The sequence below is a fragment of the Streptomyces sp. SID14478 genome (genome assembly GCF_010548525.1).
In the GTDB taxonomy this organism is placed as follows: domain Bacteria; phylum Actinomycetota; class Actinomycetes; order Streptomycetales; family Streptomycetaceae; genus Streptomyces.
The window spans coordinates 1-23498 of sequence record NZ_JAAGMG010000696.1; the positions used below are offsets into that span (position 1 = coordinate 1).

Genomic DNA, 23498 nt, shown 5'->3' on the forward strand with positions numbered 1-23498 from the left:
GGTCGGACGCGGGGGGCCGGAAGTAGAGGCGGCTGCCCGCCGCCGCTATGGCGTCCGCGGGGGTGGGCAGGCCGGTGAGCGGGTCCGCGCCGGCCGGCGTCCAGTGGTGGACGGTGTAGTGCCCGGGGGCGTACACGTGCACCTGGCGGTCGTCGCCGATGACCGCGGTGAGGCCGTCCTGGACCGGGCCGCCGCCCAGGTCGCGCCACGGCGACCAGGCGCCGGCCCGGTCGCGGACGCGGGTGCTGACGCCTTGGTCGGCATTGCGCACGAAGAGGTGGACGCGGCCGTCGGGAGCGGTGACCGCCACTGGCACACCTGTCCGGCGGCCCCGGTCGGCGTCGCCGTTCTCCGGGTTGCCGAGGCTCGTCCAGGACCCGTACGTGCGTGGGCCGCGCTGTTCGAGGACCACGATCTCGCGCACGTCCTGGGCCCCTCTGCCCTCGATCGCGGCGAGCCGCAGGCCGAAGACCAGATGGCGGCCGTCCGGGAGGGTGGCGCTGCCGAGAACCGGGGCGAGGGGGCCGCCGCCGAGGTCGACGGGGGCGCCGAACGCGCCGCCCGACCCGTCCCGCTCGTCGTAGCGGACCGCGCGCAGGCCGAGGACGCCGTACGCGGTGAGCCGCCCGTCGGGGGTGCGGGCGAGGGACAGCCGTGGCCCGGGGTAGCGGTAGTGGGTGGCGCGGACCCAGCCCTTGCGGTTGGTCAGGGGGCGGTCGCCGCCGACGTTGTAGTCGCCGCAGCCGGACGGGTTGCCGCAGGTCCAGTCGGGGGCGGCGCCGTACGGTACGAGGTGCGCCGCCTTCCGGTCCAGGACCTGCGGCGGAAGGTTCTTGGGCCAGTGGTGGTTGTAGTAGCCGCGGAAGGCGGTGGCCACGAACGCGGGCGGGCCGCCCTCGGCCCCCTGCGCCCAGCGGATCAGCGCGGCCCAGGTGAAGCAGGCCACGGCGGTGTGGTCGGCATGGTCGGAGTAGCCGCTCTGCTCGCTGTCGCGGATCTGCGTGATCCGGTCGCTGAGCTGTATGTCGGGGTCCGGGTCGAGGGTCTGCACGAGGGTGGGGCGGTAGCGCGCGAAGAGCTCCACGAGGACGCCGGCCAGGGACTCGTAGTCGTAGCTCTGCACCGTGCGCAGCGGCGAGCCGTCGGGGACGAGGGTGCGCAGTTCCAGGCCGGGGTCGCGCCACAGCGCGGGCACGCCCATGTGTCCGGCGGGGGTGTGCATCGCGAGGTCGAGATGGACCAACTCGACGCGGCGGCCCCGGTGTTCGAGGATGTTGACCTCGGCCTGGAAGCCGCTGCGCAGGCGGATGACGCCGGTCTGCCAGCGGGTGAAGACGGGCAGGCCGAGCTGGGAGGCGTAGGACTGGCGCAGGCCCTGGTGCCGGGCAGCGGAGTAGGCCGCCTTGTTCGGGGCGGGGCGGCGGTCGGCCGGCGACTTGTTCATGCCGTTGGCCTCGCCGGCCGTGACGTAGACGCAGACGAGCGGGGTGCCGGCGTCGAGCGAGTGCTGCGTGTCCGGGTTCATGAAGTACAGGTCGTCGTCGGGGTGGGCGAGGACCTGCAGCAGCAGGGCGCGCTCGGCCTGGGCGGCGGGGCGGCCGGTCGCGGGGGAGGGGACGGTGGTGTGCGGCGGGGGTGCGGGGGTGACGCGGGAGCAGGCGGTGAGGGTGCCCGCGGACGCGGCGAGGGCGGCGCCGAGCAGGATCGTGCGCCGGGAGGGTCGCGCGGAGCGGCCGGGGGAAAGCCCGGGGGAGATTGCTCTCTTAACGGGCTTTTCGGGCCCCGCTATCGCAGGTCTCTTCCGCACGGTGGCGCTCTCTCCGTCCGCTGTCGAGGCAGCGGTCGGTGGGGCGCTCGCCTCTGTTCAGGTTGTTCACCTGGCTAGAGGGTCACCGGGGAATTCAGGTTCCATGCGCGTACATGTTCCGTTCACCCGGACGGGGTCGGCCGCCGTCAGCGGTACCGGATCACGTGCAGGGCCCGTACGCCCGTCTCGTCCATGGCGACCGGATCCTCCGAGGAGCCGTCGAAGAGGAGGACGCCCGTCTCGGTGGTCAGCGCCGTCACGAGCCAGCCCACCGCTTCCCGGCCCCGCCCGTCCGTGCGCCGGACCCAGATCAGCGCGCGGGAACCCGGCGGGAAGGCCGAGACCTCCGCCGTCGCCGACTGCCACTGCTGGTGGTCGGAGGTCGACAGGACAGGCCCGAGCTCGGCCAGCGTCGGCTCGAACCAGTACGCGCGGCCGGGGGCCGGGGGCGCCGGGAACGAGCCCGTGCCCGGGACGCCGCCCTGGTCCCAGTGCGCCAGCCAGGCCCACGGTGCCGAGTTCGGGACGTGGAAGGGGGCGGCCGCGTCCTTGGGGACGACGACCGTCGCGTCCAGCAGGGTGTCCTGCCAGCGGCCGCCGCGCAGGTGCCGGCGGGTGTCGCAGGAGAAGACCCAGCCGCGCTGCGTCTCGTCGCCGGGGCCGGGCTCGACGAGCTCCACCTCGCCGCCGTACGCGCTGTCCAGCCACTGCCGCGCCTTGTCGCGGGCGGCCTCGGCATCGGGTGCGGGGCGCTCCCAGGGGGCCCGGGAGACCTGCGGAGTGGCGCGGACGAGGACCAGCTCGCGCACGTTCTCGGTGTCGAGGCGGGCCAGGGAGGAGGTCAGGCCGTCGAGGAAGACGACGCGGCCCTTGTTGTTGTGGGCGTACAGGAGGTGCCCCGTCACCTCGTGACCGCCGGCCTCGCGGCGCACCCACACCAGGCCCCGGGTGTCGGGCCCCGGCTCGGCGATTGCCTTCACGGCCTCGTCCCAGCTGCTCACCGGCACCGGCGCGAACTCCGGGAAGTAGCGCCGCAGCAGCCGCTCCCACCAGCCCGGCGCCTCGTCCGACGGCTGCCACGGCAGCGGTGTCGAGGGCCCGCCGTCGATCATGGCGTGCAGCGTGACGAGGCAGCCGCGGGCGTTGATCCGGCGCGGCTGGTCCGTGACGCGGGCGGCGGCCTGCTCGGGCGAAGCCGCGGGCGCGAGGTCCGCGAACGGGGCGCTCGGCGACGGGTGGAAGGGGCTGCTGCCGTCCTTGGGCACGACGACCGAGGCCGCGAGCATGGGCGTGCCCGGGTAGCCCGGCTGCGGCAGGGTGCGGCAGGGGTACAGCCAGGCGGCGGGGGACTCGTGCACGGGGTGCGGGGCGGCGAGCTCCACCAGGCCGCGGTAGGTGTGGTGGAGCCAGGCCGCGGCGGCTTCGGCGGGAGTGGGCATCAGGGGGAGGGCCTTACTTGGGGGGCCAGTTGCCGGTGGCCTGCATTTCCAGGTACTCCGCCGGCGGCGGGAAGGTCGGCGGGAAGTGCGTCGGCGAGCCGTCGTGCGGCACGACGAGCAGGGAAGTGAAGGGAGCCTGCGCCGGATCCCCGGTGTCGATGTGCTCCTGGAAGTCGAACCGCACGGTCCATGCCCACGGATGGTCCACGGCCGTATCCGGGAGCACGACCACGGAATCGGCCCGGTCCGGATACGCGATGTTCTTCAGGAATTTCTCTGCGGCCGATACGGCCTCGTCCTTGGTCACCATTTAGGGAGCTCCATTGCGATACGGAATGTGTCCGATTCCGGAGACATTCTGTTCCAGTCTGCCGAGGGTGCCGCTCTGCCCGTCGAGGAAGACGACTCCGTGCGGTGTGTTCACGGCGTTGAAGACATGGGCCGAGCCGTCGGGCCGGCTGATGTAGACCGCGCTGCGCGAGCCCTCCCCGCGGGCCTGGAGGTCGCGGACGATGTCATCGTAGCCATGGACCATGTCGTACTGGCCCTTGGCCCGGTTGGTCACTCCGAGCTGCTCCGGCGGAATGTGGTCGCCCGCCTGCTTGGGCGCCGCGCTGACGTCGATGCCGTCAAGCCGGCGGTCGACGGCGACCGTGTTGTGGCTGCAGTTCAGGGTGTAGCCGGGCTGGCCGGTGTTGTTCACGTCCTTCAGCCACGGATATTCGGAATCCAGGAATTCCTGCGCCTTGCGCGGGTCCACCGAGTCGTAGTGAATGGCCTTTTCTTTTACGTGCCCGGTGCTCTGCGCCAGATCGTCCCACTTCTTCGGCGCCGCCCCCGCCGCCTCGTCCGCGTATTTCGCGCCGCCCTTCGCGAGGTTCGAGGCGCCCGACTCCAGGCCCTCCTTCATCGCCATGCGCATGCCGCCGCGGGCGAGCCCGGCGCCCTTGGTGCCGACGAGTTCGGGCAGCAGGCGGCCGATGAACTCCGACGGGTCCTTCTTGAAGCCGTCGACGGCGGCGGTGACGACGCGTTCGGGGTGGGCGGCGGTGGAGACGAGGCCGGAGAGCGTCATGGAGACGTTCTGCATGTACGCGGCGGGGTGCGTGAGGTTGTAGGGGTCGGTGGGGTTGAGGCCGCGGGCGAAGTTGACCAGTCCGGCGGTGCCCTTGAGGACGCCGCCGACGACGTGGGTGAGTTCGATGTTGTAGGCCTGGTAGCCGTCGGTGAGGTTGTTGCCGAGGCGGTCCAGGGGTGGAGGTTCGGCGGGGGCGTGCGCGAGGGCGGCCTTGACCTTGGCCTGGGCGTCACCGGCGGCGGTGTTGCGCTGCTTGCGGGCCTCGGCGAGGGTCTCGCGGGCCTTCTTGATGTCGGCCTTGCCGGGATCGTGGAACGGCTCCGGTTCGGGACCCGGGTCCTGGTCCGCCTTGATCTTGGCGTTGTAGGCGTCGACCTTCTTGTTGTACGAGTCGATCGCGTGCTCGGAGGACTTCTTGCCCTTCTTGTAGAACTCGACGGCCTCCTTCGCCTTGCCCTGCGCCCACTTGACCGTGTCCGCGTACGCGTCCAGCGCCCCGGCGGCCTTGTCGCAGGCGTCCGCGGCCTGGGCCCACTTGGTGGGGTGCATCTCGAACTTCTTGCGGAAGGCGTCGCCGCCCTCGCCCCGCCAGTGACCCGAGTCGACCTTGCGCATGCCGGAGGCGACGTGGTCGAAGGCGGTGTGGAAGTCCTTGAGGTGCTTGCCGGACTCGCGGATCTTGTCGGGGTTGCCGTGGACGAGTTCGTTGGCTTCCTCGGTCTGGCCGAGCTGCTGTTCGCCGGGGGTGGCGCCGAGGTCGGAGGCGACGTCGTCGCCCCAGTCCTCGACGGCGTCGGCGGCGTCGTGCAGGCCGACCTTGTCCAGCCCCTCGCCGACCTTGTTCGTACCCCAGTCGACGCCCTCGCCGACGAGCTTCTTGCCCGCGTCGATGCCGTCCTCGAGCTTGCCGAGGCCGTCGTTGAGTCCGTCCTTCAGATCTCCGAGCAGACCCATTTACTCGCCCCCGCCTTGCTGCTGTTGCTGTGGGGCCGCCTGCGCGCGGGCTTCGGGCGAGGGGCCGAAGGTGTCGTCGAGCATCTGGTCGTACTCGGCGTCCGAGACGCCCATCGCGCCGTGCAGGTTCTCGGGATTGAGGCCCATCGGGCCCAGGGTGTGGGAGGTCATGACGTCGCGTCCGGCGTCCTTCCAGCCCTGCTCGCTGTTGGCCAGGGCCTGGTCGAAGGACTCCTTGCTGTAGTCCGCGCCACCGGCCGCACCCGAGGTGGCGATGTCGCCCCAGCCCTGCTTGATCACGTCCTCCTCGGAGGCGTACGGGTTGCCGATCGCGGCGTTGGTGACGACCTTGAACGAGCCCTCGACGTACTGCTCGGTCTCGTAATACGTGCCCGCCGACAGGCCGGTCTTCTGCGCGAACGCGTTGCCCTCGTTGACCAGCGAGCGCACGCCCCATTCCCAGCGCTCGCAGAAGGACTTGAAGTCACCGGTCAGGCCCTCGTGGCCGAGCTCCAGGCCGGACAGTGCGATGTCACCGAAGCCGCGCCCGGCGCCGGCCTCGCCGACCATGCCCAGTTCCTTCAGCTCCGCCAGCGCCTCGGTCAGTCCCTTCGCGACTAGGCCGAGCCCCTCGGCCTGCAGGTCCTTCCCGCCGCCGGTCATGCGCCACCGTCCTCACGGTCGACGGCCGCCTCGTCCGGCACGATCCCCATGACCGGCGGGAACACCATCCCGTCCGGCCCGTCCGCGCAGTCCAGCGCCACCCCGCAGGGCACCCCGGCCGCGGGCACGGCGACATCGAGGAGCTTCGCGCCCAGCACCGTGCGGTACGACCACTCGCGGGAGTACTCACCGCGCGCCTGGGCGTAACGGGCCAGGGCCTGCTCGTCGGAGAACGCCAGGATGAACCGGATGCCGTTCAAGTCGGCGGTCAGCATGGCCTGTTCACCATCGAGGCCACCCGGCTCCCCGCCCGTGGGGACCAGCACCGCGGTACGCCGGAACTCGCCCAGCAGCGCAGCGAACTCCCGCTTGCGCGCGGCCACTTCAGGATCCTCGGCTTCGGGGACCTCGGATGTCCGGTCCTCGGATGCCGGGTCCAGGGATTCAGGGGCCGCGGATCGAGGATCCACGGGGACCCCCGGCTCCGCCGGGGCCGCCTCGCCCGGTGTCCCGGCTCTCGCCGACGGCTCCTCGACCGGCGCCACCGGCGTCACGGGCGCATCGTCGGCCGGCGCCCCGCTCATCTCCGCGTAATCCGTGAGACGTGATCTTGAAATTCGAGGCGGCTGGTCCGCCGCGCCCCCGTGCTCAGACATGCGGCCCATCATCACAGCCGCGGGTGGCCGGAACGCAACCCCCCTCGCTCCGCCGGGTGCCGCCACCCCGGGTTTGACCTCCGTCACACACCGGGTACTCTCTACAGCTTCGATTGGCCCCCGGCATGCCCCGTATGGCAGACTGTCGGGGTTGCTCGGTTGAGTGCCGATGCTGCGCGCCTCCCGCCGGGAGGACCGGAAGCGAGTCCCACAGTACTCGTCGCCCTATCTGTCGCTTGCGGCAGCGCTGGGGCGGACGTACGGGAATCTTTCGGGAAGTGCAGTGAGGTGTCTCGGCCAGGCACCCGGTGGGTTTCTTCCCCCGGTCATGCGGCCCAGGGCCGCAGCCCCCTTAGCAGGGAAATCCGTTCGGATATTTCTGTCAGCGGGACTGCGACACGCCCGACCGCGTGGGTCGGATGAAGTGTGAAACCAGGCCTACTGGGTTCCAGAGCGTTACGAGAGACAGGACTACTAAGTAGCCATGGCGGGACAGAAGATCCGCATCCGGCTCAAGGCCTACGACCACGAGGTCATCGACTCCTCGGCGAAGAAGATCGTCGAGACGGTGACGCGTACTGGTGCGTCGGTCGCGGGCCCGGTGCCGCTGCCTACCGAGAAGAACGTGTACTGCGTCATCAAGTCGCCGCACAAGTACAAGGACTCGCGCGAGCACTTCGAGATGCGCACGCACAAGCGCCTGATCGACATCCTCGACCCGACTCCGAAGACCGTTGACTCTCTGATGCGACTCGACCTCCCGGCCGGTGTCGACATCGAGATCAAGCTCTAAGGGTCGGTGAGCTAGAGATGGCTAAGCAGATCAAGGGCATCCTGGGCGAGAAGCTCGGCATGACGCAGGTGTGGGACGAGAACAACCGTGTTGTTCCGGTCACCGTCGTCAAGGCCGGCCCCAACGTCGTGACCCAGGTCCGCACGAACGACTCCGACGGCTACGAGTCCGTCCAGATCGCGTTCGGCGAGATCGACCCGCGCAAGGTGAACAAGCCCCTCAAGGGCCACTTCGCCAAGGCCGACGTCACCCCCCGTCGTCACCTCGTCGAGATCCGTACCGCTGACGCCAGCGAGTACACCCTCGGCCAGGAGATCACCGCTGAGACCTTCGAGTCCGGCGTCAAGGTGGACGTGACCGGCAAGAGCAAGGGCAAGGGCTTCGCCGGTGTCATGAAGCGTCACAACTTCAAGGGCCTCGGCGCCGGTCACGGCACCCAGCGCAAGCACCGCTCGCCCGGCTCCATCGGTGGCTGCGCCACCCCGGGTCGTGTGTTCAAGGGCCTCCGCATGGCGGGCCGTATGGGCAACGAGCGGGTCACCACCCAGAACCTGACCGTTCACGCCGTTGACGCGGAGAAGGGCCTGCTCCTCATCAAGGGCGCGGTTCCTGGTCCGAACGGCGGCCTCGTCCTGGTCCGCACTGCGGCCAAGGGGGCCTGAGGACTATGAGCACCATTGACATTCTGTCGCCCTCCGGCGACAAGACCGGGACCGTAGAGCTCCCGGCCGAGATCTTCGACGTGGAGAAGATCAGCGTTCCGCTGCTTCACCAGGTCGTCGTCGCGCAGCTGGCCGCCGCCCGTCAGGGCACGCACAAGGTCAAGCGTCGTGGCGAGGTCCGCGGTGGCGGTAAGAAGCCTTACCGCCAGAAGGGCACCGGCCGCGCGCGCCAGGGTTCGACCCGTGCGCCGCAGTTCGCCGGCGGTGGCGTCGTCCACGGCCCCACGCCGCGTGACTACTCGCAGCGGACCCCGAAGAAGATGAAGGCCGCGGCCCTGCGCCACGCCCTCACCGACCGGGCCCGCAACGCTCGCATCCACGTCGTCACCGGCGTGGTCGACGGCGAGGTCTCGACCAAGGCCGCCAAGTCGCTGCTCGGCAAGATCAGTGAGCGCAAGAACGTGCTCCTGGTCATCGACCGTGCCGACGAGGTCGCGCTGCTCTCCGCTCGCAACCTGCCCCAGGTCCACATCCTGGAGCCGGGCCAGCTGAACACGTACGACGTTCTCGTCTCGGACGACGTGGTCTTCACCCAGGCCGCTTTCGAGTCCTTCGTGTCTGGCCCCAAGGCCGCTGACACCGAAGGGAGCGAAGCCTGATGGCTACGCGTCACCCGAGCATCGCCTCGAAGGCCGCCAAGGCCGCCAAGGCCGCGCGCGTCGCCAAGGCGAAGCGCCACGCCACCGAGGGCAAGAACACCGTTGAGACGCCGCTGAGCAAGTCGTTCACGGACCCCCGTGACGTTCTCGTCAAGCCGGTCGTCTCGGAGAAGAGCTACGCGCTCCTCGACGAGGGCAAGTACACCTTCATCGTGGACCCGCGTGCCAACAAGACCCAGATCAAGCAGGCCGTCGAGGCGGTCTTCTCGGTCAAGGTCTCCGGGGTCAACACGATCAACCGTCAGGGCAAGCGCAAGCGGACCCGCACCGGCTTCGGCCAGCGTGCGAACACCAAGCGCGCGATCGTGACCCTCGTTGAGGGCGACCGTATCGACATCTTCGGCCAGGCCTCCTAACGGAGCGCCCTGGTCCGAATATCGGACGAGGACTGAGAAATGGGAATCCGCAAGTACAAGCCGACTACGCCGGGGCGTCGTGGCTCCAGCGTTGCCGACTTCGTCGAGGTCACGCGGTCCACGCCGGAGAAGTCGCTGGTCCGCCCGCTGCACAGCAAGGGCGGCCGTAACAACGCCGGTCGTGTGACCGTTCGCCACCAGGGTGGTGGCCACAAGCGCGCCTACCGCGTGATCGACTTCCGTCGTCACGACAAGGACGGCGTGCCGGCAAAGGTCGCGCACATCGAGTACGACCCCAACCGCACTGCGCGCATCGCGCTTCTGCACTACGCAGACGGCGAGAAGCGCTACATCATCGCTCCGCGTGGCCTGTCGCAGGGTGACCGGGTTGAGAACGGCCCCGCGGCCGACATCAAGCCGGGCAACAACCTTGCGCTGCGCAACATCCCGGTCGGTACCACGATCCACGCGATCGAGCTCCGTCCGGGCGGCGGCGCCAAGTTCGCCCGCTCCGCGGGTGCCTCCGTGCAGCTGCTGGCGAAGGAGGGCTCGATGGCCCACCTTCGTATGCCCTCCGGTGAGATCCGCCTGGTCGACGTGCGCTGCCGCGCCACGATCGGCGAGGTCGGCAACGCCGAGCAGTCGAACATCAACTGGGGCAAGGCCGGCCGCAAGCGCTGGCTCGGCGTTCGTCCGACCGTTCGCGGTGTGGCGATGAACCCGGTTGACCACCCGCACGGTGGTGGTGAGGGCAAGACCTCCGGTGGTCGCCACCCGGTCTCCCCGTGGGGTCAGAAGGAGGGTCGTACTCGCTCGCCGAAGAAGGCTTCGAGCAAGTACATCGTCCGCCGCCGCAAGACGAACAAGAAGCGCTAGGAGCGGGTTTAGATGCCGCGCAGTCTCAAGAAGGGACCCTTCGTTGACGGCCACCTCGTGAAGAAGGTGGACGCTCAGAACGAAGCCGGTTCCAAGAACGTCATCAAGACCTGGTCCCGCCGCTCGATGATCATCCCCAGCATGCTGGGCCACACGATCGCGGTGCACAACGGCAAGACCCACATCCCGGTGTTCGTCACCGAGTCGATGGTCGGCCACAAGCTCGGCGAGTTCTCGCCGACGCGCACCTTCCGGGGTCACGTCAAGGACGACCGGAAGTCGAAGCGCCGCTAAGGCGGGGTGGAATCGACTATGACTAACACCGAAGGGACAACCATGGAAGCCAGGGCCCAGGCGCGGTACATCCGCGTCACGCCCATGAAGGCCCGCCGCGTGGTGGACCTCATCCGTGGCATGGATGCCACGGAGGCTCAGGCGGTCCTGCGTTTCGCCCCGCAGGCCGCGAGCGTGCCCGTTGGCAAGGTGCTGGACAGCGCCATCGCCAACGCTGCGCACAACTACGACCACACCGACGCCTCTTCGCTGGTCATCAGCGAGGCGTACGTGGACGAGGGCCCGACCCTGAAGCGGTTCCGTCCGCGTGCTCAGGGCCGTGCCTACCGGATCCGTAAGCGGACCAGCCACATCACCGTGGTCGTCAGCAGCAAGGAAGGAACCCGGTAATGGGCCAGAAGGTAAACCCGCACGGGTTCCGGCTCGGTGTCACGACCGACTTCAAGTCGCGTTGGTACGCCGACAAGCTGTACAAGGACTACGTCAAGGAAGACGTCGCCATCCGTCGGATGATGACGTCCGGCATGGAGCGCGCCGGCATCTCGAAGGTGGAGATCGAGCGCACCCGTGACCGCGTGCGTGTGGACATCCACACCGCTCGTCCCGGCATCGTCATCGGCCGCCGTGGCGCCGAGGCCGACCGCATCCGCGGTGACCTCGAGAAGCTCACGGGCAAGCAGGTCCAGCTGAACATCCTCGAGGTCAAGAACCCCGAGGTCGACGCTCAGCTCGTGGCCCAGGCCGTGGCGGAGCAGCTGTCCTCCCGCGTCTCCTTCCGTCGTGCCATGCGCAAGAGCATGCAGTCGGCGATGAAGGCGGGCGCCAAGGGCATCAAGATCCAGTGTGGCGGTCGTCTCGGCGGTGCCGAGATGTCCCGTTCGGAGTTCTACCGCGAGGGCCGCGTGCCCCTGCACACGCTCCGCGCCAACGTGGACTACGGCTTCTTCGAGGCCAAGACGACCTTCGGCCGCATCGGCGTGAAGGTCTGGATCTACAAGGGCGACGTCAAGAACATCGCCGAGGTTCGCGCCGAGAACGCCGCTGCCCGCGCCGGCAACCGCCCGGCCCGTGGCGGCAACGACCGCCCGGCCGGCCGTGGTGGCCGCGGTGGCGAGCGTGGCGGTCGCGGTCGCAAGCCGCAGCAGCAGTCCGCGCCGGCTGCCGAGGCCCCCAAGGCCGACGCTCCCGCCGCTGCCGCTCCGGCTGCTGAGAGCACCGGAACGGAGGCCTGACCGAAATGCTGATCCCCCGTAGGGTCAAGCACCGCAAGCAGCACCACCCGAAGCGCAGCGGTATGTCCAAGGGTGGCACGCAGGTTGCGTTCGGCGAGTACGGCATTCAGGCGCTCACGCCGGCGTACGTGACGAACCGTCAGATCGAGGCCGCTCGTATCGCCATGACGCGTCACATCAAGCGTGGCGGCAAGGTCTGGATCAACATCTACCCGGACCGTCCCCTCACCAAGAAGCCTGCCGAGACCCGCATGGGTTCCGGTAAGGGTTCCCCGGAGTGGTGGGTCGCCAACGTCAAGCCCGGACGCGTGATGTTCGAGCTGTCGTACCCCAACGAGAAGACCGCGCGCGAGGCGCTGACTCGTGCGGCTCACAAGCTGCCGATGAAGTGCAAGATCGTCAAGCGCGAGGCAGGTGAAGCGTGATGTCGACCGGTACCAAGGCGTCGGAGCTGCGCGAGCTGGGCAACGAGGAGCTCCTCAACAAGCTCCGCGAGGCCAAGGAAGAGCTGTTCAACCTCCGCTTCCAGGCGGCGACGGGTCAGCTCGAGAACCACGGTCGGCTCAAGGCCGTCCGCAAGGACATCGCGCGGATCTACACCCTCATGCGTGAGCGCGAGCTGGGCATCGAGACGGTGGAGAGCGCCTGATGAGCGAGAAGACTGTGACTGAAGAGACTGCCGCCCGCGGCTTCCGCAAGACCCGTGAGGGCCTTGTTGTCAGCGACAAGATGGACAAGACCGTCGTCGTCGCTGTCGAGGACCGCGTCAAGCACGCCCTGTACGGCAAGGTCATCCGCCGTACGAACAAGCTCAAGGCGCACGACGAGCAGAACGCTGCCGGCGTCGGCGACCGCGTCCTCCTGATGGAGACGCGTCCGCTGTCGGCGACCAAGCGCTGGCGCATCGTCGAGATCCTCGAGAAGGCCAAGTAATTCTCTGAGGCCCCGAATAAGAAATTTGGGGGCCCCTCAGGGTTCGTTCCGCCAGGCTCGGCAGGGGCCCTCTCGTCAGAGAGCAGCCCCTGCCGGGAACCGGCAGACAAACAGGAGATAGACGTGATCCAGCAGGAGTCGCGACTCCGCGTCGCCGACAACACGGGTGCGAAGGAAATTCTCACCATTCGTGTTCTCGGTGGCTCGGGTCGCCGCTACGCGGGCATCGGTGACGTCATCGTCGCCACCGTCAAGGACGCGATCCCCGGTGGCAACGTGAAGAAGGGTGACGTCGTCAAGGCGGTCATCGTTCGCACCGTCAAGGAGCGCCGCCGTCCGGACGGCTCGTACATCCGCTTCGACGAGAACGCCGCTGTCATTCTGAAGAACGACGGCGACCCCCGCGGCACCCGTATCTTCGGCCCGGTGGGCCGTGAGCTGCGCGAGAAGAAGTTCATGAAGATCATCTCGCTCGCGCCGGAGGTGCTGTAAGCATGAAGATCAAGAAGGGCGACCTGGTCCAGGTCATCACCGGTAAGGACAAGGGCAAGCAGGGCAAGGTCATTGCCGCTTACCCGCGCGACGAGCGCGTCCTGGTCGAGGGTGTCAACCGGGTCAAGAAGCACACGAAGGCCGGCCCCACCGCCAGCGGTTCGCAGGCCGGCGGCATCGTGACCACCGAGGCCCCCGTCCACGTCTCCAACGTCCAGCTGGTCGTGGAGAAGGACGGCAACAAGGTTGTCACGCGCGTCGGTTACCGCTTCGACGACGAGGGCAACAAGATCCGCGTTGCCAAGCGGACGGGTGAGGACATCTGATGACGACCACCACCAACCCGCGTCTGAAGCAGAAGTACCGCGACGAGATCAAGGGCAAGCTGCAGGAGGAGTTCTCGTACGAGAACGTCATGCAGATCCCCGGTCTGGTCAAGATCGTGGTCAACATGGGTGTCGGTGACGCTGCGCGTGACTCGAAGCTCATGGACGGTGCCGTCCGCGACCTGACCACCATCACGGGTCAGAAGCCGGCCATCACCAAGGCCCGCAAGTCCATCGCGCAGTTCAAGCTGCGCGAGGGCCAGCCGATCGGTGCTCACGTCACGCTTCGTGGCGACCGCATGTGGGAGTTCCTGGACCGCACCCTGTCGCTCGCGCTCCCGCGCATCCGCGACTTCCGTGGTCTGTCCCCCAAGCAGTTCGACGGCCGTGGCAACTACACCTTCGGTCTCACCGAGCAGGTCATGTTCCACGAGATCGACCAGGACAAGATCGACCGCGTCCGGGGTATGGACATCACCGTGGTCACCACGGCGACCAACGACGCTGAGGGCCGCGCGCTCCTTCGTCACCTCGGCTTCCCGTTCAAGGAGGCGTAAGCGAGATGGCGAAGAAGGCTCTTATTGCCAAGGCTGCTCGTAAGCCCAAGTTCGGTGTTCGCGGCTACACGCGCTGCCAGCGCTGCGGCCGTCCGCACTCCGTCTACCGCAAGTTCGGCCTGTGCCGCGTGTGCCTTCGTGAGATGGCTCACCGTGGCGAGCTGCCGGGCGTGACCAAGAGCTCCTGGTAATCCCCTAGTTGGGATTAGCTGGATCTCTCGGTAAGCAAAGGGTCGGCAGAGGCCCTGCTCTCCATGCCTTAGGCTAGGAGGGTTGGGCGTCTGCCGCCCTACCGCCCGCGGGCTTTGCCCGCTAATGATGCTTACTACGCCGTAGGTCCCCGCGCCGCACCCGTCCCGCCCCTGTGTGGGGAGAGGGATGGCGCATACAGGAAACCCCGGCGAGAGAGGCCGAAGGCCAATTCATGACCATGACTGATCCGATCGCAGACATGCTGACGCGTCTGCGGAACGCGAACTCGGCGTACCACGACACCGTGGCTATGCCGCACAGCAAGATCAAGTCGCACATCGCCGAGATCCTCCAGCAGGAGGGTTTCATCACCGGCTGGAAGGTCGAGGACGCCGAGGTCGGCAAGTCCCTCGTCCTGGAGCTGAAGTTCGGCCCGAACCGTGAGCGTTCGATCGCCGGCATCAAGCGGATCTCCAAGCCGGGTCTGCGCGTTTACGCGAAGTCCACCAACCTGCCCAAGGTCCTCGGTGGCCTCGGCGTGGCGATCATCTCCACGTCGCACGGTCTCCTGACCGGCCAGCAGGCAGGCAAGAAGGGCGTGGGTGGGGAAGTCCTCGCCTACGTCTGGTAGCGGAAGGAATCGGAGGAAAAAGCTATGTCGCGTATTGGCAAGCTCCCCATCACGGTTCCCGCCGGCGTGGACGTCACCATCGACGGCCAGACGGTCGCGGTGAAGGGCCCCAAGGGATCCCTGAGCCACACCATCGTCGCGCCGATCGAGATCGCCAAGGGTGAGGACGGCGTGCTCAGCGTCACCCGCCCGAACGACGAGCGTCAGAACAAGGCCCTGCACGGCCTGTCCCGCACGCTGGTGGCGAACATGATCACCGGCGTGACCACGGGTTACGTGAAGAAGCTCGAGATCAGCGGTGTCGGTTACCGCGTCCTGGCGAAGGGCTCCAACCTGGAGTTCTCGCTCGGCTACAGCCACCCGATCCTGGTCGAGGCGCCCGAGGGCATCTCGTTCAAGGTCGAATCGGCGACCAAGTTCTCGGTCGAGGGCATCGACAAGCAGAAGGTCGGCGAGGTTGCGGCCAACATCCGCAAGCTGCGCAAGCCCGACCCGTACAAGGCCAAGGGCGTCAAGTACGAAGGCGAAGTCATCCGCCGCAAGGTCGGAAAGGCGGGTAAGTAAGCCATGGCATACGGTCAGAAGATTGCTAAGGGCGACGCTTACAAGCGTGCTGCCATCAAGCGGCGTCACATCCGCATCCGTAAGCACATCTCGGGTACGGCTGAGCGTCCGCGCCTGGTCGTGACGCGCTCGAACCGCAACATCGTGGCCCAGGTCATCGACGACGTTAAGGGTCACACCCTCGCGTCGGCGTCGACCCTGGACACCTCGATCCGCGGTGGCGAGGGCGACAAGTCCACGCAGGCCAAGTCGGTCGGCGCCCTGGTCGCGGAGCGCGCCAAGGCTGCCGGTGTCGAGGCTGTCGTGTTCGACCGTGGTGGTAACCAGTACGCCGGGCGCATCGCCGCTCTGGCGGACGCCGCCCGCGAAGCCGGCCTGAAGTTCTGAGCCGGTTCCGTAGCTAGCGGAAACAGAGAGAGGTAATTCCAATGGCTGGACCCCAGCGCCGCGGTGGCGGTGCCGGTGGCGGCGAGCGGCGGGACCGGAAGGGTCGCGACGGTGGCGCTGCCGCCGAGAAGACCGCGTACGTTGAGCGCGTTGTCGCGATCAACCGCGTCGCCAAGGTTGTGAAGGGTGGTCGTCGCTTCAGCTTCACTGCGCTCGTCGTAGTGGGCGACGGTGACGGCACCGTGGGTGTCGGTTACGGCAAGGCCAAGGAGGTGCCGGCCGCCATCGCCAAGGGTGTTGAGGAGGCCAAGAAGCACTTCTTCAAGGTCCCCCGTATCCAGGGCACCATCCCGCACCCGATCACGGGCGAGAAGGCTGCGGGCGTCGTCCTGCTCAAGCCGGCTTCCCCCGGTACCGGTGTTATCGCCGGTGGCCCGGTGCGTGCCGTGCTCGAGTGCGCGGGCGTGCACGACATCCTGTCGAAGTCGCTCGGTTCGTCGAACGCGATCAACATCGTGCACGCGACCGTGGAGGCCCTGAAGGGCCTGCAGCGTCCCGAGGAGATCGCGGCTCGCCGTGGTCTGCCCCTCGAGGACGTCGCTCCCGCGGCTCTGCTGCGCGCGCGTGCCGGGGCTGGTGCTGCGTAATGGCACAGCTCAAGATCACGCAGGTGAAGTCGTACATCGGCAGCAAGCAGAACCACCGTGACACCCTGCGTTCCCTTGGTCTCAAGGGCATCAACACGCAGGTCGTCAAGGAGGACCGCCCCGAGTTCCGCGGCATGGTGCAGACCGTCCGCCACCTCGTGACGGTTGAGGAGGTCTGATCATGGCGGAGAACAACCCGCTGAAGATCCACAACCTCCGTCCGGCCCCCGGCGCCAAGACCGCCAAGACCCGTGTCGGTCGTGGTGAGGCGTCGAAGGGTAAGACGGCCGGTCGTGGTACCAAGGGCACGAAGGCCCGTTACCAGGTTCCGGAGCGCTTCGAGGGTGGCCAGATGCCCCTCCACATGCGTCTTCCGAAGCTCAAGGGCTTCAAGAACCCCTTCAAGGTCGAGTTCCAGGTCGTGAACCTGGACAAGCTCACCTCGCTGTACCCCGAGGGTGGCGAAGTCACCGTCGAGGGTCTGGTGGAAAAGGGCGCTGTCCGTAAGAACAGCCTCGTCAAGGTCCTGGGCCAGGGCGAGATCACCGTGGCGCTGCAGGTGACGGTCGACGCCGTCTCCGGCTCCGCCAAGGAGAAGATCACCGCCGCCGGCGGTACGGTCACCGAGCTCGTCTGATCTCAGACACCGTCTCGATGACATGAGCGATCCCGACCGGGGATACCCCACAAAAGGGGTATCCCCGGTTGGTCGTTCCTAGGGGGGCGGGTACGCCGGTAAGGTGGCGTCCGCTGTTAATTTCCGGGCTGTTGTGTGCCCCCGGCACCAATCCCGGGTTTTGACCGTTACCCATTCGTCGAATCCTCAAGACCGTCACCTCTGACGCACGCGCGCGGGGGTCGCAGGAGGCACCGTGCTCACCGCGTTCGCCCGGGCGTTCAGGACGCCCGACCTGCGCAAGAAGCTGCTCTTCACGCTCGGCATCGTCGTGGTCTACCGGCTCGGGGCGCACATCCCGATCCCCGGTGTGGATTACACGAGTGTCCAGACGTGCATGGACCAGGCCAAATCCTCCACCGGCCTGTTCGGCCTGGTGAACATGTTCAGCGGTGGCGCGCTGCTGCAGATCACGGTCTTCGCGCTCGGCATCATGCCGTACATCACCGCGAGCATCATTCTGCAGCTTCTCACCGTGGTGATCCCGCGCCTCGAAGCCCTCAAGAAGGAGGGACAGGCCGGTACCGCGAAGATCACGCAGTACACCCGGTACCTGACCGTGGCGCTCGCCATCCTTCAGGGCACGGGCCTGGTCGCCACCGCCCGTACCGGCGCCCTCTTCCAGGGGTGCCCCGTCGCAAGTCAGATCGTGCCGGACCAGTCGATCTTCATCACCATCACGATGGTCATCACGATGACCGCCGGTACGTGCGTGATGATGTGGCTCGGTGAGCTGATCACCGACCGCGGCATCGGCAACGGCATGTCGATCCTGATGTTCATCTCGATCGCCGCCAGCTTCCCGTCCGCCCTGTGGGCCATCAAGCAGGGTGGTTCGCTGGCCGACGGCTGGATCGAGTTCGGCACCGTCATCCTCGTCGGCCTGGTCATGGTCGGCCTGGTGGTCTTCGTCGAGCAGGCCCAGCGCCGTATCCCGGTGCAGTACGCGAAGCGCATGATCGGCCGTCGTTCCTACGGCGGCACGTCCACGTACATCCCGCTCAAGGTGAACCAGGCGGGTGTGATCCCTGTCATCTTCGCGTCGTCACTCCTCTACATCCCCGCGCTCGTCGCCCAGTTCGCAGGTGGCGACTCGTCGTGGAAGCTGTGGATCGACGACCACCTGACCAAGGGAAATCACCCGATTTACATCGTCACGTACTTCCTCCTGATCGTGTTCTTCGCCTTCTTCTACGTGGCGATCTCGTTCAACCCCGAGGAAGTCGCGGACAACATGAAGAAGTATGGTGGCTTCATCCCGGGCATCCGGGCTGGCCGACCGACCGCTGAGTACCTTTCGTACGTGCTCAACCGGATCACCTGGCCGGGTTCGCTGTACTTGGGTCTGATCGCTCTCGTACCGACGATGGCGTTGGTTGGTTTCGGGGCAAACCAGAACTTCCCGTTCGGCGGCACCAGCATCCTCATCATCGTGGGTGTGGGGCTGGAGACGGTGAAGCAGATCGAGAGCCAGCTCCAGCAGCGCAATTACGAAGGGTTCCTCCGCTGATGCGAATCGTCCTCGTCGGGCCGCCTGGTGCCGGCAAGGGAACGCAGGCTGCGTTCCTTGCCAAGAACCTGTCGATCCCGCACATCTCCACGGGCGACCTCTTCCGTGCCAACATCAGCAAGGGCACGGATCTCGGCAAGCAGGCCAAGTCGTACATGGACGCGGGCCAGCTGGTACCGGACGAGGTCACCATCGGGATGGCCAAGGACCGCATGGAGCAGCCGGACGCCGTGAACGGCTTCCTGCTCGACGGCTTCCCGCGCAACGTCTCGCAGGCGGAGGCGCTCGACGTCGCCCTCAAGGCGGACGACGTGAAGCTGGACGCGGTTCTGGACCTGGAGGTCTCCGAGGACGAGGTGGTCAAGCGCATCGCCGGCCGCCGCATCTGCCGAAACGACTCGTCGCACGTCTTCCACGTCACGTACAAGCAGCCCAAGACCGAAGGTGTCTGTGACACCTGCGGCGGCGAGCTGTACCAGCGCGACGACGACAAGGAAGAGACCGTGCGCAAGCGGCTGGAGGTCTACCACACGCAGACCGAGCCGATCATCGACTACTACCGGGAGCAGGGGCTCGTGAAGACGATCTCCGCGCTCGGCAAGGTGGAAGAGGTCACGGCGCGGTCCATGGAGGCCCTGGGGCGCTAGCCCCCGCTGTTGCCGTACGTACCTCAGGCCGCGGTTCCCCGACAGGGGGGCCGCGGCCTTAGTGTTGGTGGGTACGTACGTAACCCTCGTACCGGATGACGGAGAGCGCAGGCCCCCATGGTGCAGATCAAGACCCCCGACCAGATTCGCAAGATGCGGGAGGCGGGGCTTGTCGTCGCGGCGATCCACGCCGCGACCCGTGAGGCGGCCGTGCCGGGCGCGACCACCAGGGACCTGGACGAGGTCGCCCGCAAGGTCATCGCCGAGCACGGCGCGAAGCCGAACTTCCTCGGGTACGGCGGTTTCCCCGCGACCATCTGCACCTCGAAGAACGAGGTCGTGGTCCACGGCATCCCGAGCGACAAGGTCGTCCTGGAGGACGGCGACATCATCTCCATCGACGCGGGCGCGATCATCGACGGCTGGCACGGCGACGCCGCGTACACCGCGTTCGTCGGGTCCGGTCACGCTCCGGAGCTCATCGAGCTGTCCCGGGTGACCGAGGAGTCGATGTGGGCCGGCATCGCCGCCATGAAGGCGGGCAACCGCCTCGTCGACATCTCGCGCGCGATCGAGACGTACATCCGCCGCCAGCCCAAGCCCGGGGGCGGCAAGTACGGGATCGTCGAGGACTACGGCGGCCACGGCATCGGCACCGAGATGCACATGGACCCGCACCTGCTGAACTACGTCGAGCGCCGCCGCGGCAAGGGCCCCAAGCTCGTCCCCGGCCTCTGCCTCGCCATCGAGCCCATGGTCTCCCTCGGCACCCCGCGGACCGAGGTCCTCGAGGACGAGTGGACGGTCATCACGACGGACGGCACCTGGTCCTCCCACTGGGAGCACTCCGTGGCGCTGACGGAGGAGGGCCCGATCGTGCTGACCGCGCCGGACGGCGGCAAGGCGAAGCTGGCGGAGATGGGCGTGACGGCGGCGCCGGACCCGTTGGGCTGAGTCGGCGGGCCGCAGGGATTATCGATCTCCCGGGTAGGGCAGAATTCTCGGATTCGTCTTTCCGGGGGTACTGACGTAGACTGACTCGTCGACTCTCGTGTATATGCATGTCCGCATGCGATCCGCGAAGTCGATCAAGGTAGTCGATTCGAAGGGCGAAGCGTGGCCAAGAAGCAAGGTGCCATCGAGATCGAAGGCACTGTCGTCGAGTCTCTTCCGAACGCCATGTTCAAGGTGGAGCTCCAGAACGGCCACCAGGTCCTGGCACACATCAGCGGCAAGATGCGCATGCACTACATCCGCATCCTCCCTGACGACCGGGTCGTGGTGGAGTTGTCTCCGTACGACCTGACGCGTGGCCGGATCGTCTACCGGTACAAGTAGATCTTGCCCAAGTCCCGCTTCCGCGGGCTGCCGGCAACTGACCCGGAGAACCTCACCCATGAAGGTCAAGCCGAGCGTCAAGAAGATCTGCGACAAGTGCAGGGTGATCCGCCGTCACGGTCGGGTCATGGTCATCTGCGACAACCCGCGCCACAAGCAGCGCCAGGGCTGACGCACGACTGACTGCAGTTCGTTCGCAGAGTTTCGCGCGACGCACGCAACACATTGAGTACATATGCAGAACCCGCCGGCGGTGGATCACTTCACCGCGGCGACACCTTCGGTCGGAGGCCGGGGACCCAGTTTGTACCTAGTACGGCTGCTGGGAGTGGTTCTGCTGCAGACCTCCGAAGAATCAACAGGAGCCATGAATGGCACGCGTTGAAGGTGTTGACCTCCCGCGCGAGAAGCGCATCGAGGTTGCCCTCACCTACGTGTTCGGCATCGGCCGTACGCGCGCCCAGCTCACGCTGGACACCGTCGGTGTGGACCGCAACATCCGCGTTCGCGACCTGAGCGAGGAAGACCTCGTCAAGATCCGCGAGTACGTGGACCAGAACTTCCAGACCGAGGGTGACCTCCGTCGCGAGATCCAGGCCGACATCCGCCGCAAGGTCGAGATCGGCTGCTACCAGGGTCTGCGCCACCGTCGTGGTCTGCCGGTCCGCGGTCAGCGCACCAGCACGAACGCGCGTACCCGTAAGGGCCCGCGTCGCGCCATCGCCGGCAAGAAGAAGCCGGGCAAGAAGTAGTCCTCAGCGGACAACGCTTCATCAGCGGTCTTCGCTGTAGGACCGACCACCTCCCGTAGGAGAACGACATGCCCCCCAAGGGTCGTCAGGGCGCTGCCAAGAAGGTGCGCCGCAAGGAAAAGAAGAACGTCGCTCACGGCCACGCGCACATCAAGAGCACGTTCAACAACACGATCGTGTCCATCACGGACCCGACCGGCAACGTGATCTCGTGGGCCTCCGCCGGCCACGTCGGCTTCAAGGGCTCGCGCAAGTCCACGCCGTTCGCCGCGCAGATGGCCGCCGAGTCGGCTGCCCGTCGCGCGCAGGAGCACGGCATGCGCAAGGTCGACGTCTTCGTCAAGGGCCCCGGCTCCGGCCGTGAGACCGCGATCCGCTCCCTCCAGGCCACCGGCCTCGAGGTCGGCTCGATCCAGGACGTCACCCCCACGCCGCACAACGGCTGCCGTCCGCCCAAGCGCCGCCGCGTCTGACGCACGTCGCTTGACACGAGGTTTTTCGGGCGGTATGGCTCCCTGGAGCCGTACCGCCCGTACCCTTGGTAGTACTCAAGGGCATCAAATAGTGGGTGCCCATGACTGAAGGATTCACTTCATGCTGATTGCTCAGCGTCCGTCGTTGACCGAAGAGGTCGTCGACGAGTTCCGCTCCCGGTTCGTGATCGAGCCGCTGGAGCCGGGCTTCGGTTACACCCTCGGCAACTCCCTTCGCCGCACGCTTCTGTCGTCGATCCCGGGTGCGGCGGTCACGTCGATCCGTATCGACGGTGTCCTGCACGAGTTCACCACCGTGCCGGGCGTCAAGGAAGACGTCACCGACCTGATCCTCAACATCAAGCAGCTGGTCGTCTCCTCGGAGCACGACGAGCCGGTCGTGATGTACCTGCGCAAGCAGGGCCCGGGTCTGGTCACCGCCGCCGACATCGCGCCCCCGGCCGGTGTCGAGGTGCACAACCCCGACCTCGTCCTCGCCACGCTCAACGGCAAGGGCAAGCTGGAGATGGAGCTGACCGTCGAGCGCGGTCGCGGCTACGTCTCCGCCGTGCAGAACAAGCAGGTCGGTCAGGAGATCGGGCGCATCCCGGTCGACTCGATCTACTCGCCGGTCCTCAAGGTGACGTACAAGGTCGAGGCGACGCGTGTCGAGCAGCGCACCGACTTCGACAAGCTGATCGTCGACGTCGAGACGAAGCAGGCCATGCGGCCGCGTGACGCCATGGCGTCGGCCGGCAAGACCCTGGTCGAGCTGTTCGGTCTCGCCCGCGAGCTGAACATCGACGCCGAGGGCATCGACATGGGCCCGTCCCCGACGGACGCCGCTCTTGCCGCTGATCTCGCCCTGCCGATCGAGGAGCTCGAGCTCACCGTTCGGTCGTACAACTGCCTCAAGCGCGAGGGCATCCACTCCGTGGGTGAGCTCGTCGCCCGTTCCGAGGCGGACCTGCTCGACATCCGTAACTTCGGTGCGAAGTCGATCGACGAGGTCAAGGCGAAGCTGGCCGGTATGGGCCTCGCGCTGAAGGACTCGCCTCCCGGCTTCGACCCGACCGCCGCCGCCGACGCCTTCGGCGCCGACGACGACGCGGATGCCGGTTTCGTCGAGACCGAGCAGTACTGAGCCGCTCCGCCGCGAGCCGGTTCTTCGAGCCCCTTACGGGGCCCGATCCCTCCTGGCCCCTCGAAAGGGGCGCCAGGATCTCCGACAGACAGCCGTCTGCTCGGACACTGACCCCGGTACCTGATACGGCCGGGGCAGACACCTAGGAGAAACACCATGCCGAAGCCCACCAAGGGTGCCCGTCTGGGCGGCAGCGCCGCGCACGAGAAGCTGCTCCTCGCGAACCTCGCGAAGTCGCTCTTCGAGCACGGCAAGATCACGACGACCGAGGCGAAGGCCCGTCGTCTGCGCCCGTACGCGGAGCGTCTGGTCACCAAGGCGAAGAAGGGCGACCTTCACAACCGCCGTCAGGTGCTCACGGTCATCACGGACAAGAGCGTCGTCCACACGCTCTTCACCGAGATCGGCCCGCGCTACGAGAACCGTCCGGGTGGTTACACCCGTATCACCAAGATCGGTAACCGTCGTGGCGACAACGCGCCCATGGCTGTCATCGAGCTGGTCGAGGCCCTGACGGTCGCGCAGCAGGCCACCGGTGAGGCCGAGGCCGCCACCAAGCGTTCCGCCAAGGACGCCGAGCCGAAGACCGAGGCTCCGGCCGAGGTCGTCGAGGACGCCAAGCCGGCCGACGAGGCCGCCGCTGAGGAGTCCAAGGACGCCTAGTCGTCTGTTGGGGGCTGTGTGCTCGCGGCCGCGGGTT

The 23498-nt window shown here is 67.3% G+C and carries 36 protein-coding genes; 30 read left to right on the forward strand and 6 right to left on the reverse strand.

Annotation, left to right across the window (positions count from 1 at the left end):
- The 6 genes from G3I40_RS22960 to G3I40_RS22985 form a co-directional block, all read right to left on the reverse strand.
- A partial coding sequence (locus G3I40_RS22960; RefSeq protein ID WP_164304023.1) for a PIG-L family deacetylase occupies positions 1-1807 on the reverse strand: 1807 nt, incomplete at its 3' end.
- Positions 1808-1953: 146 nt separating this feature from the next.
- Entirely contained in the window at positions 1954-3246 is a 1293-nt protein-coding gene (locus G3I40_RS22965; protein ID WP_164304024.1) for a YrhB domain-containing protein, read from the reverse strand.
- A 13-nt stretch (positions 3247-3259) separates the two neighbouring features.
- Positions 3260-3556 (reverse strand): YrhB domain-containing protein, encoded by a 297-nt coding sequence (locus tag G3I40_RS22970; protein ID WP_164304025.1) that lies wholly within the window; start codon positions 3554-3556, stop codon positions 3260-3262.
- Complete coding sequence (locus tag G3I40_RS22975) at positions 3557-5278, reverse strand: putative T7SS-secreted protein (RefSeq protein WP_164304026.1); 1722 nt, start codon at positions 5276-5278, stop codon at positions 3557-3559. It lies immediately after the preceding gene.
- Entirely contained in the window at positions 5279-5941 is a 663-nt protein-coding gene (locus G3I40_RS22980) for a hypothetical protein (RefSeq protein ID WP_164304027.1), read from the reverse strand.
- The gene (locus G3I40_RS22985) at positions 5938-6381 is read right to left on the reverse strand and encodes a hypothetical protein (protein ID WP_239091902.1); all 444 of its coding nucleotides are present in this window, start codon (positions 6379-6381) and stop codon (positions 5938-5940) included. The genes G3I40_RS22980 and G3I40_RS22985 overlap by 4 nt, the downstream gene beginning before the upstream one ends.
- A gap of 700 nt (positions 6382-7081) precedes the next feature.
- Between G3I40_RS22985 and rpsJ the strand changes: the two genes are divergently transcribed.
- The 30 genes from rpsJ (at position 7082) to rplQ (ending at position 23461) form a co-directional block, all read left to right on the forward strand.
- Entirely contained in the window at positions 7082-7390 is a 309-nt protein-coding gene (gene rpsJ / locus G3I40_RS22990) for a 30S ribosomal protein S10 (protein WP_003948644.1), read from the forward strand.
- 17 nt (positions 7391-7407) lie between these two features.
- Positions 7408-8052, forward strand: coding sequence for a 50S ribosomal protein L3 (rplC, locus tag G3I40_RS22995; RefSeq protein ID WP_018528350.1), 645 nt, complete (start codon positions 7408-7410; stop codon positions 8050-8052).
- Positions 8053-8057: 5 nt separating this feature from the next.
- Complete coding sequence (rplD, locus tag G3I40_RS23000) at positions 8058-8711, forward strand: 50S ribosomal protein L4 (protein WP_164304028.1); 654 nt, start codon at positions 8058-8060, stop codon at positions 8709-8711.
- On the forward strand, positions 8711-9127 hold the full coding sequence (gene rplW / locus G3I40_RS23005; RefSeq protein ID WP_164304029.1) for a 50S ribosomal protein L23: 417 nt from the start codon (positions 8711-8713) through the stop codon (positions 9125-9127). Before rplD ends, rplW begins: the two co-directional genes overlap by 1 nt.
- 39 nt (positions 9128-9166) lie before the next feature.
- Positions 9167-10003, forward strand: a complete 837-nt coding sequence (gene rplB, locus G3I40_RS23010; RefSeq protein WP_164304030.1) for a 50S ribosomal protein L2 — start codon at positions 9167-9169, stop codon at positions 10001-10003.
- Between the two features lie 12 nt (positions 10004-10015).
- Complete coding sequence (rpsS, locus tag G3I40_RS23015) at positions 10016-10297, forward strand: 30S ribosomal protein S19 (RefSeq protein ID WP_018528354.1); 282 nt, start codon at positions 10016-10018, stop codon at positions 10295-10297.
- Between the two features lie 42 nt (positions 10298-10339).
- Entirely contained in the window at positions 10340-10687 is a 348-nt protein-coding gene (gene rplV / locus G3I40_RS23020) for a 50S ribosomal protein L22 (protein ID WP_004571827.1), read from the forward strand.
- Positions 10687-11529, forward strand: a complete 843-nt coding sequence (gene rpsC, locus G3I40_RS23025; protein WP_164304031.1) for a 30S ribosomal protein S3 — start codon at positions 10687-10689, stop codon at positions 11527-11529. The genes rplV and rpsC overlap by 1 nt, the downstream gene beginning before the upstream one ends.
- 5 nt (positions 11530-11534) lie before the next feature.
- Complete coding sequence (rplP, locus tag G3I40_RS23030; RefSeq protein ID WP_018528356.1) at positions 11535-11954, forward strand: 50S ribosomal protein L16; 420 nt, start codon at positions 11535-11537, stop codon at positions 11952-11954.
- Complete coding sequence (gene rpmC / locus G3I40_RS23035) at positions 11954-12178, forward strand: 50S ribosomal protein L29 (protein WP_018528357.1); 225 nt, start codon at positions 11954-11956, stop codon at positions 12176-12178. The genes rplP and rpmC overlap by 1 nt, the downstream gene beginning before the upstream one ends.
- Positions 12178-12462, forward strand: a complete 285-nt coding sequence (rpsQ, locus tag G3I40_RS23040; RefSeq protein WP_018528358.1) for a 30S ribosomal protein S17 — start codon at positions 12178-12180, stop codon at positions 12460-12462. The genes rpmC and rpsQ overlap by 1 nt, the downstream gene beginning before the upstream one ends.
- A 123-nt stretch (positions 12463-12585) precedes the next feature.
- Complete coding sequence (gene rplN, locus G3I40_RS23045; protein WP_003974257.1) at positions 12586-12954, forward strand: 50S ribosomal protein L14; 369 nt, start codon at positions 12586-12588, stop codon at positions 12952-12954.
- A gap of 2 nt (positions 12955-12956) precedes the next feature.
- On the forward strand, positions 12957-13280 hold the full coding sequence (rplX, locus tag G3I40_RS23050) for a 50S ribosomal protein L24 (RefSeq protein WP_016645174.1): 324 nt from the start codon (positions 12957-12959) through the stop codon (positions 13278-13280).
- A complete protein-coding gene (rplE, locus tag G3I40_RS23055; protein ID WP_161304257.1) occupies positions 13280-13837 on the forward strand; it encodes a 50S ribosomal protein L5 in 558 nt (185 codons plus the stop codon). The genes rplX and rplE overlap by 1 nt, the downstream gene beginning before the upstream one ends.
- 5 nt (positions 13838-13842) lie before the next feature.
- A complete protein-coding gene (locus tag G3I40_RS23060) occupies positions 13843-14028 on the forward strand; it encodes a type Z 30S ribosomal protein S14 (protein ID WP_003948630.1) in 186 nt (61 codons plus the stop codon).
- A 233-nt stretch (positions 14029-14261) separates the two neighbouring features.
- Positions 14262-14660 carry a 30S ribosomal protein S8 gene (gene rpsH / locus G3I40_RS23070; protein WP_028812365.1) on the forward strand — a complete coding sequence of 133 codons (399 nt, stop codon included), beginning with the start codon at positions 14262-14264 and terminating at the stop codon, positions 14658-14660.
- A gap of 24 nt (positions 14661-14684) precedes the next feature.
- A complete protein-coding gene (rplF, locus tag G3I40_RS23075; protein WP_164304032.1) occupies positions 14685-15224 on the forward strand; it encodes a 50S ribosomal protein L6 in 540 nt (179 codons plus the stop codon).
- Between the two features lie 3 nt (positions 15225-15227).
- The gene (rplR, locus tag G3I40_RS23080; protein WP_164304033.1) at positions 15228-15611 is read left to right on the forward strand and encodes a 50S ribosomal protein L18; all 384 of its coding nucleotides are present in this window, start codon (positions 15228-15230) and stop codon (positions 15609-15611) included.
- 41 nt (positions 15612-15652) lie between these two features.
- Complete coding sequence (rpsE, locus tag G3I40_RS23085; protein ID WP_164304034.1) at positions 15653-16258, forward strand: 30S ribosomal protein S5; 606 nt, start codon at positions 15653-15655, stop codon at positions 16256-16258.
- Positions 16258-16437 carry a 50S ribosomal protein L30 gene (gene rpmD / locus G3I40_RS23090; RefSeq protein WP_164304035.1) on the forward strand — a complete coding sequence of 60 codons (180 nt, stop codon included), beginning with the start codon at positions 16258-16260 and terminating at the stop codon, positions 16435-16437. Before rpsE ends, rpmD begins: the two co-directional genes overlap by 1 nt.
- Positions 16438-16439: 2 nt before the next feature.
- Positions 16440-16895, forward strand: coding sequence for a 50S ribosomal protein L15 (rplO, locus tag G3I40_RS23095; RefSeq protein ID WP_164304036.1), 456 nt, complete (start codon positions 16440-16442; stop codon positions 16893-16895).
- 235 nt (positions 16896-17130) lie between these two features.
- On the forward strand, positions 17131-18444 hold the full coding sequence (gene secY, locus G3I40_RS23100; RefSeq protein ID WP_164304037.1) for a preprotein translocase subunit SecY: 1314 nt from the start codon (positions 17131-17133) through the stop codon (positions 18442-18444).
- Positions 18444-19091, forward strand: coding sequence for an adenylate kinase (locus G3I40_RS23105; protein WP_164304038.1), 648 nt, complete (start codon positions 18444-18446; stop codon positions 19089-19091). Before secY ends, G3I40_RS23105 begins: the two co-directional genes overlap by 1 nt.
- A gap of 117 nt (positions 19092-19208) precedes the next feature.
- Complete coding sequence (gene map, locus G3I40_RS23110) at positions 19209-20045, forward strand: type I methionyl aminopeptidase (RefSeq protein WP_164304039.1); 837 nt, start codon at positions 19209-19211, stop codon at positions 20043-20045.
- A 162-nt stretch (positions 20046-20207) separates the two neighbouring features.
- Positions 20208-20429 (forward strand): translation initiation factor IF-1, encoded by a 222-nt coding sequence (infA, locus tag G3I40_RS23115; RefSeq protein WP_003948620.1) that lies wholly within the window; start codon positions 20208-20210, stop codon positions 20427-20429.
- Positions 20430-20487: 58 nt separating this feature from the next.
- Positions 20488-20601, forward strand: coding sequence for a 50S ribosomal protein L36 (rpmJ, locus tag G3I40_RS23120; RefSeq protein ID WP_003974245.1), 114 nt, complete (start codon positions 20488-20490; stop codon positions 20599-20601).
- Positions 20602-20800: 199 nt separating this feature from the next.
- Positions 20801-21181, forward strand: coding sequence for a 30S ribosomal protein S13 (gene rpsM, locus G3I40_RS23125; protein WP_164304040.1), 381 nt, complete (start codon positions 20801-20803; stop codon positions 21179-21181).
- Between the two features lie 68 nt (positions 21182-21249).
- A complete protein-coding gene (gene rpsK / locus G3I40_RS23130) occupies positions 21250-21654 on the forward strand; it encodes a 30S ribosomal protein S11 (RefSeq protein ID WP_003948617.1) in 405 nt (134 codons plus the stop codon).
- A 121-nt stretch (positions 21655-21775) separates the two neighbouring features.
- The gene (locus G3I40_RS23135; RefSeq protein ID WP_003966937.1) at positions 21776-22798 is read left to right on the forward strand and encodes a DNA-directed RNA polymerase subunit alpha; all 1023 of its coding nucleotides are present in this window, start codon (positions 21776-21778) and stop codon (positions 22796-22798) included.
- 156 nt (positions 22799-22954) lie between these two features.
- Positions 22955-23461, forward strand: coding sequence for a 50S ribosomal protein L17 (gene rplQ / locus G3I40_RS23140; RefSeq protein ID WP_164304041.1), 507 nt, complete (start codon positions 22955-22957; stop codon positions 23459-23461).
- Positions 23462-23498: the final 37 nt, after the last annotated feature.